Raw genomic sequence first — 17,392 nt, forward strand, 5'->3', positions numbered from 1 at the left:
TGATCCTAATAGGCGCCATCAGCCCAATCGGGCGGTTCCAGCAGGAAGACACCATTTCCTGTATTGATAGACAAAATAACGATTTAATACACAATCATCCAAGGAATGAGGACGAAACATCACAGTTTAGACAGCAGACAGTGGCTTATCCAAGTCATAACCCGATTCAAAAATTCGGACAATTTGAGTTCCTGGCAGGGTGAACCATGTCCAACAGACTTTCACCCTCCGGACGATCCATCCTATCCTTGCCGATGCAACGAAGAAGCGCCTGAAAAACTTGGAGACGGACCTGGTCAAGTCACTCAACACTGTAAACATGATGGTGCAGGCTCCTAAACCTGGCGAGGATCATCCGCGCCGATCTACGTCTGACTATATCCAAACTGGACAACGAGGCCAATAAACTCACAAATTGAAAATTCGGCGAGATCTATGAGACCGAACTGCCCAAGGAGGAAACTGCCGAGCAACCAAGCTCGGAGGGCGGTTCTGTGAGTGCTCCAGCTATCGTCTGGTAACATCAGCAAACTTGCGTATAGGGGGCACGACCGACTAAGTCTACCTCTTGTAAGGCTAAGCACCTCTTTTCACTGATACTCAAAATTGTCCAATTTTGCTGACGATTTGCAACTACGGTGCGCCAGGCGCGGCATTTTTCGGGCATCGGGGAATTCTTGCCACCTGTAATTGGGAATGAGGAACATCGCTTTTTTATGCGAACCAGGATTTGCCCGGCACTAACCTCAGGGCATGTTCCCTACGAAATCTACCACGGTGGGAAGCAAGTGTTTACAAGCAAACTCAACCACATTAATGCCTTATCATTCCACCATCCAGTGATCCATGTTATTACCTGGCGACAAAAAGAACGGCTAAGGATATATGTCGGCCAAGCAAATTATGGGGATCTCCCCCACGCCTTTGCGGCCGCCGAAAGACCACAACACACTCATTTTCAGAAAAATAAAATACAGCAATGATATTCTCGTAAGAATTGGACACTATGTTATCGTTGATAAACTGGATACCTTTGTTCAAATCAATTGACTTGTCGGCCATGCGAAACGTCTATAAATTCTCACTTCTTCTTATCTGGGTCGTGATCTTGAATTGTGAAACATCCAAGAAAAGAGAAGTAAGTCAAACGGCTGACCTAGCAGTCAACAATAGTTTGAAGCATTACAATCTCGACAAACCGCAAAAGTTTAACATGCCTGAAAGTTTGCTGGAAATTTCAGGGATTGCTTTCCGTGACCAGCTTAACGACACCATTTATGCAATAAATGACGAAGAAGGTAAAATCTTCCGGCTAGGCTGGAATGTTCGTAAACAGCTGAATTCAAAATTTGGGAAACATGGCGACTACGAGGATGTAAGCATAGTTGGGGGAACGGCTTATGTACTCAAAAGTAACGGTACCCTTTATTCATTTCCTTTTGACAGCGCAAATTCTAAGAAAGTTAATGAAGTGAATGAGATCAAAAATGTACTTCCCAAAGGTGAGTACGAAGGTATGTATGCGGACCGACTCACCAACAGCTTATACGTGCTCTGCAAGAACTGTTCGGTTGATCACTCAGCCGGTACGGCGTCAGGCTATATCATCAAGCTCGACAATTTCCCCGCAATTATGAATAGTTTCCGAATTGATTTAGAGTCAATTGCAGATTCTAGAAAGAATGTCAAAGATGGATTAAGGCCCTCCGGATTAGCAAAAAATCCACTTTCTGGTGAATGGTACGTAATTTCAGCCGCTCGAAAATTGTTGATCGTGACTGATTCTAGTTGGAAAATCAAAGGAACATTCTCCCTAAATAGCAACTTATTCAATCAACCGGAAGGCATTGCATTTGACAAATTTGCAAACTTATACATCTCCAATGAGGGTGATGACATTACAAATGGTAACATTTTAAGGTTTAATCGGCAATGATCTTGGTATTCGGCAAACTGGTGTTTTTTTTACAGGTGCGTCCGATGGATGACGGCGGCCATGCTTTAAGGTTATACAAATAAGGAAATTGCTGTAATACTGGATTTAACAGCAACCAATGTCAGTGCAGGGTTGTACCGGCTACAGTCCAAAATCAAAGACTTCTTTCAGAATGAACATCAGTGAGCTAAAACGCGCCTGGGAGCAGCAAAAGGTATACTTTGAAGACCTTTCAATCCCGGAGAAGGCAATTCTACGAGTGATACAAAAGGATCTGAACAGGGAGCAGCAAGTTCGGCGGGTTCTTTATAATGCATCGTCATTTATGTTGTTGATCACCTTATGTCAAACCTGCTAATGCTCCATTACATTATCTGGGATGTGCGACCCGAAGTATTCTCCTGGGCCAATGTGCCTCGATGGTACGGCGTTTTCTGGGCGACCGGCATCTTTCTGAGTATTTACGTTGCCAGCTATATTTTCAAGATCGAGAAGCGCCAACGGAGCGAAGTGGATGAGCTTACGCTCTACTTGATCATCGGTACTCTGGTCGGGGCTCGCTTAGGGCATATTTTGTTTTATGAGCCCCTGCATTACTGGCAACATCCCATCGAGATACTGCCTGTTTCGGTAACCCCATCGTTTCATTTTACCGGTCTTGCAGGGCTGGCCAGTCACGGAGGCGGATTAGGCCTGATCATTGCGGTATTCATTTTTGCCAGACGAAAAAAGATGGGTTTCCTGTGGCTACTAGACCGTATCGCGGTTGTAGTCCCCTTATGCGGCGCATTTATCCGTTTAGGTAATCTGATGAATTCGGAAATGATTGGGATTCCAACGACGATGCCTTGGGCATTTGTCTTTGCCCAGGTTGATCATCTCCCAAGGCACCCAGCCCAGTTGTACGAAGCGATTTACTGTGTTTTCCTATTCGGGCTTGTCTTCCATCTATGGCGTAGCAAACGTAATAGGTGGGGAAGTGGAACACTTTTTGGCGTGACATTGTCAACACTCTTCACACTGCGGTTCTTGGATGAGTTTTTCAAGATAAATCAGGAAAGTTTTGAAAACAACATGATGCTCAATATGGGTCAGATACTGAGCATTCCATTTATTATAGTCGGATTGCTTATTATCGCTGTCAGACTGCACAAACCCGCACCTCTTTGATTGCGTCACATCCTGACCGTTTGATTGCTGTGCTACTCATTTTTATTGGTCAGTATTTTTTCCCAGCTGGCTGATCGAAGTAAATCTTCCTAGGCGTCTAACTGTTTCTTGTGAGTTGAAGCCCTGGCATCCCTTAACAGAAGGTTCAGGGGAACTCATATTTTGGTTAAAGCTACGCTTGCTTTTCCTGCCGCTGGCAACCATGATAACCCCAGTCTGCGCAGCCAATCTTGCCGAAAAAGCCAATAAATATCCTCTGCGCCATAGGCAAATACACCGAATGGTTGACCAGGAGCTTTTGCTAGCATATGTCTAAAACGGATTTTTAATTGACTTTTAATTCTTTTCTAACCGGATCTTTAGGCTGCCAGGCTAGCTTGACAACCAAAATGAATTTAATCCTATGCAAGTATTACTCGTAGAAGACGATCCTAAGTTAGCGGCGTTTGTTCAAAAGGGTTTTTTCAGCGAAAACATCAACCTGGAAATAGCTTATGACGGTTATATAGGCAAGCGAATTTTAGAGCAGCATAAATTTGATGTCGTTATCTTGGACGTCAATCTACCTGGTCTGAATGGCTTTCAACTCTGCGGGTTTGTCAAAGCAAGCTGGCCCGAGACACCTGTCATGATGTTGACCGCGCTGGGTATGCTGCAGGATAAAATTTCCGGGTTTCAGGCTGGTGCGGACGATTATCTTTCCAAACCCTTCGATTTCCAGGAGTTGTTGATGAGAACGAAGGCGCTTGCCCGCAGAGCCGGGGCATACTCCCAGGCAAAGATATTGCAAATCAGCGATCTGGTGATGGAATTGGATGGTCAGATTGTTAAAAGGGGCAATAGAATCATCGATCTCTCAAAGAGGGAGTTTGATCTGTTGGAATACCTTCTTTTGAACAAAAGAAAAATTGTGAGCAGAGTCGATATTTTGGAAAAGGTCTGGGGACTTCACTTTGACACAAGCACCAATGTCATCGATGTATATATTAATTACCTGAGAAGAAAGATTGACAAAGATTTTGAGCAAAAGCTTATTCACACAGTGGTCGGTAGGGGGTATACAATTCGGGAGCCATGGCAATAAAGCAAAAAATCATCATTGCTTTTACATTGATAGTTGCTGCTATACTAGTACTTTTTTCGTTTTTCGTTTACTATTCTTACGAAGACTATCGTGCGGAACTGATGAAGGAAAGGCTTTTTGGACGGGCAGAAGCAACCAAAAAACTTCTTGCCACGCCAAGGGCTTTTAAAACCAATGTATTTTTCCCGCTCACAGAGCAGTATGAAGCCGTTTATGATGAGGAAAACATGCTGCTGGTTTGCACCCAGAAAAGTAACGACTTTATTCCAGATCAAGCATTTTTTAAAAGTGTACGATTGAAAAAGCGGTTTGCTTTTACCTACATCTCCCCGCTACATGATTTTGATAAAGAGGGCGTGGCCATCACTTACCGAGTCAAGGGTAAACCTTATTTGGCCCTGGTGACAGGCTATGATCTACACGGCTATAATATGAGCAGGACCCTTCGGTTTTCGCTTTTCTTTGGAAACCTACTAGCGCTCTTGGTGATCGGAGTTACAGGATATTTCTTTTCCAGAAAGGCGATGTCTCCTTTTGACGATTTGATCCGGCAGATCGATCGTGCTGCGATTTCAGATTTCAGTTTTCGCATTAACCATAATGCCGACGTTAATGAAGCTACGGTTCTGGCAAAGTCATTTAACCAACTTCTTAAAAAAATCCAGCAACTTGCAGACAATCAGAGGAGTTTCATCTCTTATGCTTCCCATGAAATCAGAACGCCATTAACGGTTATCAAGGGTGTTCTGCAAACATCTTTAGCGTATGACAGGCACCCCAAGGACTATCAAACTTCGGTAGGCGAAGCATTAGGGGGAGTAAATCATGCGATCGAGCTTGCCAACAATCTGCTTCTGCTCGCAGAAATAGAGAGCCTCCAATTTTTCGTCAATAAGAAGAATATCAGTATAGTAGATCTGATCATGGATTGTATTGGTGATATCAACCAAAAATATAGTTCTCAAGTCATCCATTTTCAGTTCATTGAAAACAGTGCCGTTGTCCAGCAGCAAGCGGTCGCCGAAGGAATCCCACATCTTTTGAAATCGGCGATCGGCAATGTAATCGACAATGCCTGTAAATATTCCGCTTTTCAACCAATAACGATTCTGATCACCGAACAGCAGGAATTTGTAGTCATAGTGGTTCGGGATCAGGGTATTGGTATCCTCCCTGAAGATTTAGAGGACATTTTCTTACCCATGATGCGGGGAAGTAACACCGGTCAGGTAACCGGATTTGGTATTGGACTCACGCTGGTCAGAAAAATCGTTGAGTTTCACGGTGGCTTTCTGGCGATAGAATCCCAGGTTTCCAAAGGAACAGCTGTCAGCCTCCATCTTCCTAAAATTACATTCTAATGGCATTCCGCGTCTGATTGGTTGCCTCGGACAACCAGCTGTACGAATCCCGGTTTTGAGATTAAAGCTTTTTAATGACACCTGTCAAAAAAAGGTAGGGCCATTTTGGTATATCAATAGCCAACAGACTCATTATTAGCATTTTGTAAACATATTCAGTTAATAGTGCCTATTGGCCATGGCACAAAAATCATCGACAAGCCATTCAGGATTCTCATTGCATTTTAACGCGGTTCTCAGACCGTTCTAAGGCTAAGACCTGAAATTTGACATCATCAAAAATAGAGATGTCAAATGCACAAATACATTGTAAAAATTATGCTGGCAATACTGCTATGCTCCCAACAAGCCGTCAGTCAGCAAATGCCGAAAGTGCTTTCCCTGGATGAGGCAATCAGCCGATCAATTGAAACTTACCCCTCAATTCGGGCCAAGCTGGCGGAAATTCAGGCTAGCAAGGCAGAAGCCGCGGCCAGTCGTGTAGGTTACACTTTGCCTGCCATAAGTTTTCAGGCACAGGCCCTTTATGCCACGTCCAATCAGGTCAGGGGGACTTTTTTTCCAAATGAGGGAACAGCTATTCCTACTTCTGGTGGTATTAAAGTAAATGGCTATACTTCCGACGCGGTGTTGAGCAGCTTCAGTACACTCTTGGGAAGCTACAAGCTGGTGAATTTCGGAAAAAAGAAAACAGACGAGACCCTATCAAAGGCCCGTATCGAGCAGGCCAGCGCGGATTATGAGCGCGAATTGTTTGAACACAAGGTAGAAGTGGCTGATGCCTATCTGCTGACACTTGTTTTTCAGGACGCTCTTAAAGTGCAGCAAAAGAACTTTGATCGAATACAAGCATTCTACAGTGTAATACATGCTACGGCTGCTGCGGGTTTAAGGCCTGGTGTAGACAGCTCAATGGCGGCGGCAGAACTGTCCAAAGCCAGTGTAGTGCTTTTGGAAAGCCAGAAAATAGCCGAACAACAGAAAATCAAACTGGCCGAGCTCTTGGGGGGTGAGAGCCCCAATTTCGAGCTGGTTTCAGACAAATTCAATGTCACACTCCCCGTGTATAATGTACACAATATTCAGCAGGAAAATCCCCTTCTGAAGTTTTACGAAAAGCGGATCGGTTCCAGTATTGCACAAACCCAGGCCATCAGAAAATCATATCTTCCGTCGATTATGGCCAGGGGAGCGCTATGGGCGAGAGGCTCCGGGATATCTGACCGGACTGATGACGCAGGCAATTTTGCTTACAATTCATCTCTTTCCGGTCTCAAGTTCAGGGCATATGATTACATGGCCGGACTGACAACACTTTGGAACATTTCGGACGTGTTCCGTACAAAACAGCAAGCCAGATCCCAGCAATATCTTACGGAAAGTTACCAGCAGCAATTTAATGAGGCTAGGCTGCGAGTGGATGGACAAATGCAGACTGCTGACCTGCAATATGCTAGTTCCTTAAAGGTCGTCGAGCAGGCGCCGATACAGCTTTCTGCTGCCCAAGCGGCTTATGCGCAAGCTGACGCCCGGTATCAGGCGGGCCTGTCTACCGTTGTTGAACTGACCCAGTCCATAGCGCTATTGAACCGGGCCGAGATCGATCAGATAATTGCCCATAACAATGTATGGCGCTCATTTTTACAAAAACTGGCGGCTGTCGGTGATATAACTGATTTCTTAAATCAAGCCAAATAGTATTTAAACACTGAATTATGGACAAATTACTGACAGGCGCCCTTTCCAAACCTGTGATGGTGGTAGTGGTCGTGCTGGGGCTGGCAATCTTTTCGATCATGGCCCTTTTTAAAATTCCGGTTGATATTTTTCCTAAGTTAAACCTTCCCACTATTTACATTGCCCAGCCCTACGGCGGGATGACGCCATCGCAAATGGAGGGGTTTATTGCTACCAGGTACCAGAACCAAATGCTATATGTCTCTGGTATCAAGGACATTGAGGTCAAGAATGTTCAGGGGCTTTGCCTTGTCAAACTGACCTTTTACGAAACTGTGGACATGGCCCAGGTAGCCGGTGAGGTGGCCAACCAGGTAAGCAGGGTGATGAGTTATATGCCCCCAGGCACGGTACCACCTACGGTGGTCCGTTTTGACGCGACTAACTTGCCGGTGGGTCAGCTCGTCTTCACCAGCAAAAGGGCTACCCTCAATGAAATGCAGGACTATGCCTCCACACGCATCCGGCCATTATTTTCGCAGATACCTGGCGCATCATCGCCGCCCCCATTCGGCGGGAATGAAAGAACTGTGGTAGTAAGAGTTGATCCTGAGGCTATGCGCAGCTACCAATTTTCACCAGAAGAGGTTGTACAGGCCGTTGTAAAAAACAATCAAATTGCCCCAGCTGGCAACGTACGTGTAGGGGACTTCACCTATATGACCCCAATGAATTCCGTACTGGGCAATGTGGAGGACTTCCTGAATATCCCACTGCACAAAGGGGGCGGGCCAACCGTCTTTCTCCGTGATATCGCCAGCGTCGAAGACGCTTCGGATGTTACCGTGGGTTATGCGCTTGTGAACGGAAAGCGCTCAGTATACATCCCCTTGACCAAGACATCAGATGCCTCTACGATGGATGTGGTCAATGCTCTTAAGGCCAAACTGCCGGAAATGCAGTCGTTACTTCCTGACTATATTCAATTGAAATATGAATTTGACCAGTCCGTTTATGTGATCAATGCTGTGGAAAGCCTTGCCTCTGAGGGGCTTATTGGGGCCTTGCTGACCGGATTGGTAGTGTTTCTTTTTCTGGGCGATCTAAGAAGCTCGCTGGTTGTCATCGTGACGATACCGATTTCGCTGTTGGCTGCTGTTTTGGCCATGAACCTGTCCGGGCAGACTATCAATATCATGACCCTTTCCGGCCTAGCATTGGCGATCGGTATCCTGGTCGACCAGTCGACAGTGGTGATCGAGAACATACATCAGCATCTGGAAATGGGCAAACCCAAGGCGCGGGCCATACTTGATGCGACACGCGAGGTGTCATTCCCGCTGCTGCTGATCACACTTTGTATCCTGGCAGTATTTGCGCCTGCGCTTTTGATGAATGGGGTACCTAGGGGGATGTTCATGCCGTTGTCACTTGCGGTCGGGTTTTCGATTATCGCCTCTTACCTGTTCTCGCAAACGTTGGTGCCAGTACTCTCTAATTGGTGGCTGAAAAATCACGAACATAAAATGCCCCATCAAAAGAAAATTCTCAACGATCTTTCCTCGGGTGCAGAGACGAAAATGGAAGTTTATGAGGAAAAGCACTTGGAGAAAATAAGTGGATTCGAAAAGTTCAAGCTGAGGTATCTCAGCATCCTGGACATTCTCATGAAAAGAAGTGCCCTGGTCATTCCTATTTACCTGCTTATAAGCTTTGGGATTCTGACTTATGGGTATTTGGCCATCGGTAAAGATATGATGCCCAAACTGGATCATTCACGACAATTTCAGCTCAGATTAATTGCCCCGCAGGGATTGCGAATTGAAAGGACAGAGCAGCAAGTCATACAAACCATCAACCTGATCAAGGGTATTGTAGGTGAAAGAAACGTTGACATCACCTCGGCATTTGTTGGGATGACGCCGTCAAGCTATGGCACAAGTGCATTGTATGTTTTTAATTCGGGACCACACGAAGCTGTTCTGCAGGTAAACCTGGCCGAAGGATATAAAATCAGCTCCCTGGATGAGCTGAAAGAAAAAATCAGAAAAAAGATCCGGCAAAATCTCCCCGATACCCGCGTTTCCTTTGAACCGATCGAACTGACGGATAAGATAATGAGCCAGGGTGCGCAGACACCGATCGAGATCATGGTAGGGAGCAAGGATCTCCCCGACGCAAAGAAGTACGCAGACAAGTTAACTTCTGCGCTGAGCAGGATACCCTATTTGCGTGATGTGCGCATCAACCAGCCACTGAATTATCCGACTTTTGACATTCAGATTGACCGTGTCCGCGCGGCCCAATTCGGGCTCTCGGCCGATGAGATTTCCAAATCGTTGGTCGCCGCTACATCATCAAGCCGTTTTACGGCAAAAAATTTCTGGCTCGATCAGAAGAAAGGATTTGCCTATCAGGTTCAGGTGCAACTTCCGGAGTACCTGATGTCCTCACCACAGGATATTGATAACATACCACTAGTCCCTGGTCAGCTTCGGCCAACGCTGGGAGACGTGGCTTCAATAAAAAAAGTGACAGTGCCAGGGGAATTTGACCGGATAGGCCCAAGGCGGATCGTAACCGTTTCTGCAAATATTTACAAAAAAGACTTGGGAACCGCAGCAGCCGATGTCAGCAGTGCCATACTGAAAGCCGGGGCGCCAGCTACTGGTACGATTGTAGAGCTAAAGGGCATGGCGCGGCTTTTGCAGGATACGCTAAGCAGTTTAAGTTCCGGACTGGCCCTGGCCGTCGTCGTCATATTTCTACTATTGGCTGCCAACTACCAATCATTCAAAGTGTCATTTGTGGTGCTAGTCACCATTCCCGCGGTTTTGGCGGGCTCTATAACGATCCTGCTTCTTACTGGCAGCACACTCAACTTGCAGTCATATATGGGAATTATCATGTCGGTGGGCGTATCGGTGGCCAATGCGCTGTTGCTGGTAACAAACGCTGAAACATTAAGGATCAAATACAAAGATTCTGCAAAAGCTGCCCGGGTGGCAGGGGCAGTCCGGTTGCGCCCCATTTTGATGACATCCATTGCGATGGTAGTTGGGATGGTCCCAATGGCCAGCGGTATGAGCGAATCCGGGGAACAGACTGCTCCGCTTGGCAGGGCCGTGATCGGGGGGCTTGTTGCCTCGACAGTTGCAGCCCTACTGATCCTGCCCTTGGTATTTAACGCTATACAAAGGAAATCCTCTGTCAAATCAGTATCGTTGAATCCGGAAGATACTGAAAGCGAAGTGTACGACATAGACGAAGTATTCACAGAAAAAGCTTAAAAATAAAGATGAGAACAAGAATAGTTATTTTTTGCAGTGCACTCGTAATAGCTGTTGCGATCAATGGATGCAGCACCAGGGGTGCAGAAGAAGACTCAAAGAGCATCGAAAAGCAGGACGAGCAAGTGGTCTTTCCGGCAGTGAAAGTCACGCGAGCCAACCCGGGCGAAAATTTACAGATACCAGGTGAGTTAATGAGCTATTACGAAACAGATATTTATCCAAAGGTCAATAGCTATATCAGAAAAATGAACGTAGATATTGGCGATAAGGTCCATAACGGGCAGGTATTGGCAGAACTTGAAGCGCCGGAGCTCACTGCGCAACTTGCAGAAGCTTACGCCAAAGTTCGTTCCTTTGAGGCTCAAATGATAGCTAGTAAAGCAGTATATCGACGTCTGCTGGTAGCTGCCAATACCAAAGGCGCTGTTTCACCCAACGATATGGATGTGGCCCGTTCCAAAGTTGTGGCCGATAGCCTCTCTCTGCTTGGGGCGAATGCAGTTTATCAGGCGCATCAGGAAATGATTAGCTATTTGAGAATCAAAGCACCATTTGACGGCATCATTACCGACCGTAAGCTGGCGCCAGGGGCATTCGTTGGACCAGCGGATAAAAGTGCTACGCCTATGTACAGGATTAAACAAGAGTCCATGCTTCGCTTACAAGTAGCCATTCCTGAGCGGTACACTGATGCGATCCGTGAAAAACAACCCATCAGTTTTTCGGTGGTAAGTCTGCCCGGACAGATGTTTAAGGGTAAGATCAATAGGGTTACTCATAATATTGATCGCCAGACCAGGTCTGAGCTGGTCGAAATACAGGTCATCAATCTGGGTCAGAGGCTGGCCCCGGGAATGTACGCTCAGGTAGTCCTTCCAGTAGGCAGGTCCGGTAGTTCATTGGTCGTGCCAAGCTCGGCAGTGTCAACAACAATGGAGAAATGTTTTGTCATACGGATAGATAACGGAAAGGCGAACTGGATCGATGTCAAAAAGGGCATGGAGAGTGGCGGGAAAACCGAAATCTTTGGACCGGTCAAAGATGGCGACACAGTGCTGAAAACGGCGAACGATGAAATTCCGCAGGGGCAGCCCGTCAAGGTCACTTACTCGGACTTCTGACACTGGTCTTGACCTTATTGACATATGCGTAAGATGCTCTGGGTGTAATCTTTTATTTTCCAGAAGTTTCTTACGCTATGTTGTTCTACCCTGGTTCCCGGAGCTGATTCACGAAGATTATTTTGAAAAGGTGCTGGCATTGATCGGCCAGCTCAAGCCCTTTTGTTTTAGGTGATGAATCCTGATTACATCAAATATCGGACTACTGGGCTTTACCAATTAATGGTCTGTCGAGTATCTTTCCATATTCTTTTCCATTTTGCAGAATATGCACTTTACTGGCCAGAACTTTACAGACCAGCCGCAGAGTTGAGGTAAATGATGAGAATATAGATTTTAATGCACCAGATTACCACCTTTCTTGAATCATTTGGAAATGTGTTGGGATAGCACTCTAGCTATGATACAAATGTGATATATATTCTGAGAGTCGCATCTTGCAAAATGAGTGCACAGATTTACCAAAATCGTTTCAACAAGGTGTGTCCAATATTTTTGACACACCCTTCAGTTAGTAATAATACCCGAGCCCTATTTCGCAATAATTTATCCTGAAAGCCGAAGACCCCAAAAAAGTGTAGGCAGGTCTTTCGAAGGCAGTGTCAACGCTCGCATCGCAATGTGACTCTGGTCACAGACCGGCAGTAGTGATTTTGTAAATTTGCATGTTTTCCAATCACGTCAGAAAATGAACATGCATACAGAGCAAGCCGCGATAAGTCAATACCTGGAAACCTATTTCAGCCAATTCGAGCCGGAACTGATCAGAAAGCTGGCCGAAAACAGCATCCTGAGGGACTTTGAGGGTGACGAGCAGTTGATGCGCCCGGGGCAGTATTTCAAATCCACCATGCTGATTGTGGAGGGCGGTGTGAAGCTATACCGGGAAGGTCAGGACGGCAACGAGTTTTTTATTTACCAGCTAGGCCCTGGCGATGCATGCGCACTTTCGATGATTTGCGCGACAAAAAAAGAACAAAGCCAGATCTCTGCCAGGGCCGTAGAGCCCACACGGGCTATACTCATTCCTATCGCCTTGATGGACGAGTTGATGACGAGCTATAAAAGCTGGTACTATTTCGTGCTGGAAACTTACCGGTCCCGGTTTGAAGAACTTTTGCAGGTCGTCGACGGCATTGCTTTCAGGAGCATGGACGAGAGGCTGGAATTTTACCTGAAAAATCAGCAAAAACTGCTGCATAATGATGAAATCCCCATCACCCACCAGCAAATTGCCAGTGACCTGAATTCATCCAGGGAGGTTATCTCACGGCTTTTAAAAAAGATGGAACAGAGGGGAATGGTCCGCTTGGGCAGAAACACGATTAAAGTACTGAGAAATTTTCCCTGAGTGACAAATATCACTGACGGCCTTACCCGCACTTCCGAACTTTGTATTGTTCATTAAGAAGAATCAAAACAAGGAAGGCTATGCGAATCGAGCAAATCTATACCGGCTGCCTGGCCCAGGGCGCCTATTACATTGAAAGTGAAGGCGAAGCAGTGGTTATCGACCCGCTTCGCGAGGTGGAGCCGTACATCAACCGGGCTGAAAAAGATGGAGCAAAAATCAAGTACGTGCTCGAAACGCACTTCCACGCTGATTTTGTCTCCGGTCACATTGATCTGGCCGAAAAAACAGGAGCGCAAATCGTATTTGGACCCACTGCCAAGCCGGGATTTCTCGCCCATGTTGCACAGGATGGTGAAGTGCTGAAAGTAGGTAGTGCCACAATCAAAGTGCTGCACACCCCAGGGCATACGATGGAGAGCACCTGCTTTCTTCTCTCCGATGAAAACGGAAAGGATATCGGGCTTTTTACCGGCGATACATTATTTATCGGAGATGTCGGCCGTCCTGACCTGGCGCAAAAGGTTGTTGCAGACCTTACCCAGGATAAACTGGCACGACATCTGTTCCATTCATTGCGCAACAAGATTATGCCGCTTTCTGACGATATCATCGTCTATCCGGCCCACGGTGCAGGCAGCGCCTGTGGTAAAAATATGAGCAAGGAGACCACCGATACGCTGGGCAACCAGAAGCGGTTCAATTATGCCTTGCGCGCGGACATGACCGAACAGGAATTTGTGAAAGAAGTGACGGACGGATTAATGCCGCCCCCCGCATACTTCCCCGAAAACGTGATGATGAATATCAAGGGGTACGAAAGCATCGATACGGTGCTCGAACGCGGAAACGCTGCCCTGGACCCGGATGCCTTTGAAGCCGCCGCAAATGAAACCGATGCGGTAATGCTCGATACCCGCGATGCCAGCGTTTTTGCCCAGGGGTTCATCCCCAATTCGATCAATATCGGGATTGACGGAAGTTTTGCCCCCTGGGTTGGCGCCATGATTCCCGATATCAAACAGAAGATACTGGTGATTGCCGACCAAGGCAGAGAAGAAGAGGTCGTCACCAGACTGGCAAGGGTCGGCTATGATTACACCATCGGCCACCTCAAAGGTGGCTTTCAGGCCTGGAAAAAGGCCGGGAAGGAAACAGACCACATAGAATCGGTAACGGCCATCGATATGGCAGAGCTTCTCAAAAAGGACCCTTCCCTGTCGGTGCTTGATGTGCGCAAGGCAAGTGAGCACTTTTCCGAGCACGTGATCGGCTCCGAAAATATACCGCTGGATTATCTGAATGACCACCTCGCAGAGATCAGCAAGGACAAAACCTACCTGGTACACTGCGCGGGTGGGTACCGTTCGATGATTTTCAACTCCATTCTCAAATCAAGAGGATACCATAACCTGATTGACGTTCAGGGAGGCTTTAAAGCCATTAAAGAGTCGGGGCTTGTTCCGGTAAGCAACTACGTGTGCCCAAGTACCATGTTATAGCTATTTGGATTCAATTAAACCACTTATGTCATGAAATCAAATTTAGGAACCACAGACAAAGTAGTCCGCGTGCTGGTCTTCTTGGCCGCCATGGTCTTATACTTTATGAAAGTAACCTCGGGAATCTTCGGAATCACATTAATTGTGGTCGGAACGGTACTGCTGCTGACTTCATTGCTGAATTATTGCCCACTGTATTCCATACTGGGCATCTCCACCAAAACGAAAAAATAAACTTATGGGAATCTTATCATCATTATTCGGATCAAAGAATTCCGATTACAAAACCCTGATAGAGCAAGGAGCGGTTATTGTCGACGTGCGCTCGCCTCAGGAATTTGCCACAGGACATATTCAGGGAAGTATCAATATCCCGCTGGATCAGATCAATGCAAAAGCAGACATGCTGCTCAGGAAAAACAAACCCATAATTACATGTTGCCGGAGTGGCGCAAGAAGCAGCATGGCCGAAGGCATGTTGAAATCTGCCGGGGTAGACGCCTATAATGGCGGGTCCTGGGAGAGTCTCAAACAGAAAATTTAAATATAAGCGCTCACATGCTGGAAGTAGTCAAACAGCCGTGGCCCTGGTACGTCGCGGGGCCGCTTATCGGGCTCACCGTACCCGCCCTGCTCATTCTTGGAAACAAGTCATTTGGGATATCATCTTCATTGAGGCACGCCTGCGCGGCATGCCTGCCGGCCAAAATTCCATTTTTCCAATATGAATGGAAAAAAGAAACCTGGAACCTGGTATTTGTGCTGGGAATTTTTCTGGGAGGGATGGTCGCATCCCACTTTCTGCCCAACCCTGCTCCCATCAAAGTAAATGAAAACCTGGCAAGAGAGCTCGCGGCCTACGGTATAACCGACTTTTCGGCAATGGTACCCCTGGACATTGTGAGCTGGGAAAAGCTGCTTTCGGCTTCCGGCCTGATCATGATGGTCGGCGGAGGGTTTCTGGTAGGATTTGGGGCGCGATACGCAGGTGGATGCACGAGCGGGCACGCCATCATGGGGCTCTCCACATTACAATGGCCTTCCCTGGTCGCTACCATCTTTTTTATGATTGGAGGATTTGTGATGGCCAACTGGATTTTACCCATTATACTCAGCTTGTAACACCATGGATGACACATTGAGACACCTCCAAAAAATGATCCCATCATCGACATTGGTGGTGGGGAAAGATTTCGAATTTAAAAAAACTAATGCTGTAATAGATGAGCAACTTCACATCTGAAATAAGCAGGGCGAAAGAACACGATATCCGCGCGACTGACGCGATGTGCATCAATGAAAGCGAACAGGACCATAGTTGGTATTACAACTCAAAATATCTGGTCACAGGTGTATTGTTCGGTATTGTATTTGTTAAAGCCGAAGTAATCAGCTGGTTCAGGATACAGGAAATGTTCCGCCTTCAGTCTTTCCACATGTATGGGATTATTGGCAGCGCTGTGCTCGTAGGCATGCTCTCAGTATGGCTTATCAAAGCCCTAAAAATCAAGACCATACATGGAGAGAAAATTACTTTCTCCGATAAAAAATTTAGCAGCGGACAAATTTACGGCGGGCTCATATTTGGATTGGGCTGGGGACTTACCGGCGCTTGCCCGGGTCCTTTATTCGCACAGATTGGCCTGGGAGCTACGGTCGCAACCGTGACCTTGCTGAGCGCGATCGCGGGAACTTGGGTGTACGGACGTTTCCGGCAGCAGTTGCCCCATTGAGATCAAAACCAATGGGGACAGGGATTATGGGCCCTGTCCCCTGTTATTTTCACTGTGCAATCAATAATCTTGCATTGGTGTGCCGAAAACTTTATTTAATGATGAAAAAAACGTCAATCTTATTTCCTTTTGCAGGCATAGCGATCGGGTCGATCTTAGGTTATCTGTACTACCATTTCATAGGCTGCTCTTCGGGTACATGCCCCATTACCTCAAATCCGGCAACCTCAGCCGCCTATGGTGCTGTGATGGGCGGGTTATTAATCAGTTCATTGGTCAAAAAATAAAACTATTTCAATGCTTGTTAGCCAGCCTTTACATAACTCCATCCTTGCTGTTGCTTAATGACCAGGTCCGCTATTGCAGAAGGAATTATTTCCAGGCCAGCAATGAGCTCGCTTTCTGACTTGGCATTTGAAACAAGCATGTTGTGACACGCCGCAACGGCAACTTTGCGCAAAAGCAGTGACTTAATGTCTTCCCGAAACGGGTTGCTCTGATTCAAACAGAATGGTAGAGACGCGCCATGGCAGACTATCCTGACCTGGATGTTGCCCCTAAGGTAGTCGAGCAGGTTGTTTACCTGACGAATCATGCTGCGATGAACTTTTATATCGTCCGAGGTCAGCTGTATGATTGCTTTATACATTTTTAAAAAAAGTTATTATCAGGGATGTATATAAGCCCAACCCTCGGCCTGACGTATGATCAGTTCTCCGTTTGCACTGGGTGCAAATGAAACAAATGGCCACAGTTCTTCTTTATCAATCTTTCTTTCCCGCAGCGTATTTTCGCATTGAGCCAGTATCACACCCCTATTGAGTAATGCCATAAGTTCGGCCTGGTAGGGTCCATCTTTCATGTAAAGCGCCACACCGCCGCCGTGTACAATCAGCTCTATCTGTACTTTTCCTTTCAGGCGCGGATCATCCAGCGCGTTCTGAATGTTTTTCAGCGTCACCTTTATTTTCTTGTCATCATCAGAATTAAGTTGATAAATCGCTTTATACATTTTTTTTGTCGCCTGGGCACCCTTAAACACAGGGGGATCTGCCTTCTGTGCGATGGTCGAAAGGGAGAATGCCATTAGTATGGCCAGGCATGCGAGTCTGAAAACATTCATTTGTGTCTTATTTATGTTGTGCTGCCAAGTTGCATAAAAGC

Annotated in this window: 16 protein-coding genes, 1 pseudogene and 1 riboswitch; of the genes and pseudogenes, 15 read left to right on the forward strand and 2 right to left on the reverse strand. The window is 46.5% G+C overall.

Annotated features, from left to right (window positions below):
• Positions 1-2: 2 nt before the first annotated feature.
• A riboswitch (Fluoride riboswitch) is annotated at positions 3-68 on the reverse strand.
• 992 nt (positions 69-1,060) lie between these two features.
• The 15 genes and pseudogenes from J2Y43_RS32485 (at position 1,061) to J2Y43_RS32550 (ending at position 16,515) form a co-directional block, all read left to right on the forward strand.
• Complete coding sequence (locus J2Y43_RS32485; protein WP_309993296.1) at positions 1,061-1,936, forward strand: SdiA-regulated domain-containing protein; 876 nt, start codon at positions 1,061-1,063, stop codon at positions 1,934-1,936.
• A gap of 81 nt (positions 1,937-2,017) precedes the next feature.
• A pseudogene (locus J2Y43_RS33685) lies at positions 2,018-2,122 on the forward strand (hypothetical protein); the annotation flags it as partial.
• A 171-nt stretch (positions 2,123-2,293) separates the two neighbouring features.
• Positions 2,294-3,106 (forward strand): prolipoprotein diacylglyceryl transferase, encoded by an 813-nt coding sequence (gene lgt / locus J2Y43_RS32490; protein WP_309993299.1) that lies wholly within the window; start codon positions 2,294-2,296, stop codon positions 3,104-3,106.
• A gap of 403 nt (positions 3,107-3,509) precedes the next feature.
• A complete protein-coding gene (locus tag J2Y43_RS32495) occupies positions 3,510-4,190 on the forward strand; it encodes a response regulator transcription factor (protein WP_309993301.1) in 681 nt (226 codons plus the stop codon).
• Positions 4,181-5,551: a HAMP domain-containing sensor histidine kinase gene (locus tag J2Y43_RS32500; RefSeq protein WP_309993304.1), complete on the forward strand. Its 1,371-nt coding sequence runs from the start codon at positions 4,181-4,183 to the stop codon at positions 5,549-5,551. The genes J2Y43_RS32495 and J2Y43_RS32500 overlap by 10 nt, the downstream gene beginning before the upstream one ends.
• Before the next feature lie 294 nt (positions 5,552-5,845).
• Complete coding sequence (locus J2Y43_RS32505; RefSeq protein WP_309993307.1) at positions 5,846-7,249, forward strand: TolC family protein; 1,404 nt, start codon at positions 5,846-5,848, stop codon at positions 7,247-7,249.
• 17 nt (positions 7,250-7,266) lie between these two features.
• Positions 7,267-10,518, forward strand: coding sequence for an efflux RND transporter permease subunit (locus tag J2Y43_RS32510; RefSeq protein WP_309993310.1), 3,252 nt, complete (start codon positions 7,267-7,269; stop codon positions 10,516-10,518).
• An 8-nt stretch (positions 10,519-10,526) separates the two neighbouring features.
• On the forward strand, positions 10,527-11,642 hold the full coding sequence (locus tag J2Y43_RS32515) for an efflux RND transporter periplasmic adaptor subunit (RefSeq protein ID WP_309993312.1): 1,116 nt from the start codon (positions 10,527-10,529) through the stop codon (positions 11,640-11,642).
• 688 nt (positions 11,643-12,330) lie between these two features.
• Complete coding sequence (locus J2Y43_RS32520; RefSeq protein ID WP_309993314.1) at positions 12,331-12,993, forward strand: Crp/Fnr family transcriptional regulator; 663 nt, start codon at positions 12,331-12,333, stop codon at positions 12,991-12,993.
• An 80-nt stretch (positions 12,994-13,073) separates the two neighbouring features.
• Positions 13,074-14,495 (forward strand): MBL fold metallo-hydrolase, encoded by a 1,422-nt coding sequence (locus J2Y43_RS32525; protein ID WP_309993316.1) that lies wholly within the window; start codon positions 13,074-13,076, stop codon positions 14,493-14,495.
• Between the two features lie 30 nt (positions 14,496-14,525).
• Complete coding sequence (locus J2Y43_RS32530; protein WP_309993318.1) at positions 14,526-14,729, forward strand: DUF2892 domain-containing protein; 204 nt, start codon at positions 14,526-14,528, stop codon at positions 14,727-14,729.
• Positions 14,730-14,733: 4 nt separating this feature from the next.
• Positions 14,734-15,039, forward strand: a complete 306-nt coding sequence (locus J2Y43_RS32535) for a rhodanese-like domain-containing protein (RefSeq protein ID WP_309993320.1) — start codon at positions 14,734-14,736, stop codon at positions 15,037-15,039.
• A gap of 14 nt (positions 15,040-15,053) precedes the next feature.
• On the forward strand, positions 15,054-15,617 hold the full coding sequence (locus J2Y43_RS32540; protein WP_309993323.1) for a YeeE/YedE thiosulfate transporter family protein: 564 nt from the start codon (positions 15,054-15,056) through the stop codon (positions 15,615-15,617).
• A 164-nt stretch (positions 15,618-15,781) separates the two neighbouring features.
• A complete protein-coding gene (locus tag J2Y43_RS32545; RefSeq protein WP_309993478.1) occupies positions 15,782-16,228 on the forward strand; it encodes a DUF6691 family protein in 447 nt (148 codons plus the stop codon).
• A gap of 101 nt (positions 16,229-16,329) precedes the next feature.
• Positions 16,330-16,515: a DUF6132 family protein gene (locus J2Y43_RS32550; protein WP_309993480.1), complete on the forward strand. Its 186-nt coding sequence runs from the start codon at positions 16,330-16,332 to the stop codon at positions 16,513-16,515.
• 17 nt (positions 16,516-16,532) lie between these two features.
• Here J2Y43_RS32550 and J2Y43_RS32555 read toward each other — a convergent pair whose 3' ends face one another.
• Together J2Y43_RS32555 and J2Y43_RS32560 are read right to left on the reverse strand one after the other, a co-directional pair.
• Positions 16,533-16,877, reverse strand: a complete 345-nt coding sequence (locus J2Y43_RS32555; RefSeq protein WP_309993326.1) for a DsrE family protein — start codon at positions 16,875-16,877, stop codon at positions 16,533-16,535.
• 18 nt (positions 16,878-16,895) lie between these two features.
• Positions 16,896-17,351, reverse strand: coding sequence for a DsrE family protein (locus J2Y43_RS32560; protein WP_309993330.1), 456 nt, complete (start codon positions 17,349-17,351; stop codon positions 16,896-16,898).
• Positions 17,352-17,392 lie beyond the last annotated feature (41 nt).

The sequence above is a fragment of the Dyadobacter sp. BE31 genome, assembly GCF_031457695.1.
In the GTDB taxonomy this organism is placed as follows: Bacteria; Bacteroidota; Bacteroidia; order Cytophagales; family Spirosomataceae; genus Dyadobacter.

Coding starts and splice junctions, on each gene's coding strand:
- J2Y43_RS32560 (WP_309993330.1), bottom strand. CDS start 17,351: ATGAATGTTTTCAGACTCGCATGCCTGGCCATACTAATGGCATTCTCC.
- J2Y43_RS32520 (WP_309993314.1), top strand. CDS start 12,331: ATGAACATGCATACAGAGCAAGCCGCGATAAGTCAATACCTGGAAACC.
- J2Y43_RS32525 (WP_309993316.1), top strand. CDS start 13,074: ATGCGAATCGAGCAAATCTATACCGGCTGCCTGGCCCAGGGCGCCTAT.
- J2Y43_RS32535 (WP_309993320.1), top strand. CDS start 14,734: ATGGGAATCTTATCATCATTATTCGGATCAAAGAATTCCGATTACAAA.
- J2Y43_RS32505 (WP_309993307.1), top strand. CDS start 5,846: ATGCACAAATACATTGTAAAAATTATGCTGGCAATACTGCTATGCTCC.
- J2Y43_RS32495 (WP_309993301.1), top strand. CDS start 3,510: ATGCAAGTATTACTCGTAGAAGACGATCCTAAGTTAGCGGCGTTTGTT.
- J2Y43_RS32550 (WP_309993480.1), top strand. CDS start 16,330: ATGAAAAAAACGTCAATCTTATTTCCTTTTGCAGGCATAGCGATCGGG.
- J2Y43_RS32555 (WP_309993326.1), bottom strand. CDS start 16,877: ATGTATAAAGCAATCATACAGCTGACCTCGGACGATATAAAAGTTCAT.
- J2Y43_RS32530 (WP_309993318.1), top strand. CDS start 14,526: ATGAAATCAAATTTAGGAACCACAGACAAAGTAGTCCGCGTGCTGGTC.
- J2Y43_RS32540 (WP_309993323.1), top strand. CDS start 15,054: ATGCTGGAAGTAGTCAAACAGCCGTGGCCCTGGTACGTCGCGGGGCCG.
- J2Y43_RS32515 (WP_309993312.1), top strand. CDS start 10,527: ATGAGAACAAGAATAGTTATTTTTTGCAGTGCACTCGTAATAGCTGTT.
- J2Y43_RS32485 (WP_309993296.1), top strand. CDS start 1,061: ATGCGAAACGTCTATAAATTCTCACTTCTTCTTATCTGGGTCGTGATC.
- J2Y43_RS32545 (WP_309993478.1), top strand. CDS start 15,782: ATGTGCATCAATGAAAGCGAACAGGACCATAGTTGGTATTACAACTCA.
- J2Y43_RS32510 (WP_309993310.1), top strand. CDS start 7,267: ATGGACAAATTACTGACAGGCGCCCTTTCCAAACCTGTGATGGTGGTA.
- J2Y43_RS32500 (WP_309993304.1), top strand. CDS start 4,181: ATGGCAATAAAGCAAAAAATCATCATTGCTTTTACATTGATAGTTGCT.
- lgt (WP_309993299.1), top strand. CDS start 2,294: ATGCTCCATTACATTATCTGGGATGTGCGACCCGAAGTATTCTCCTGG.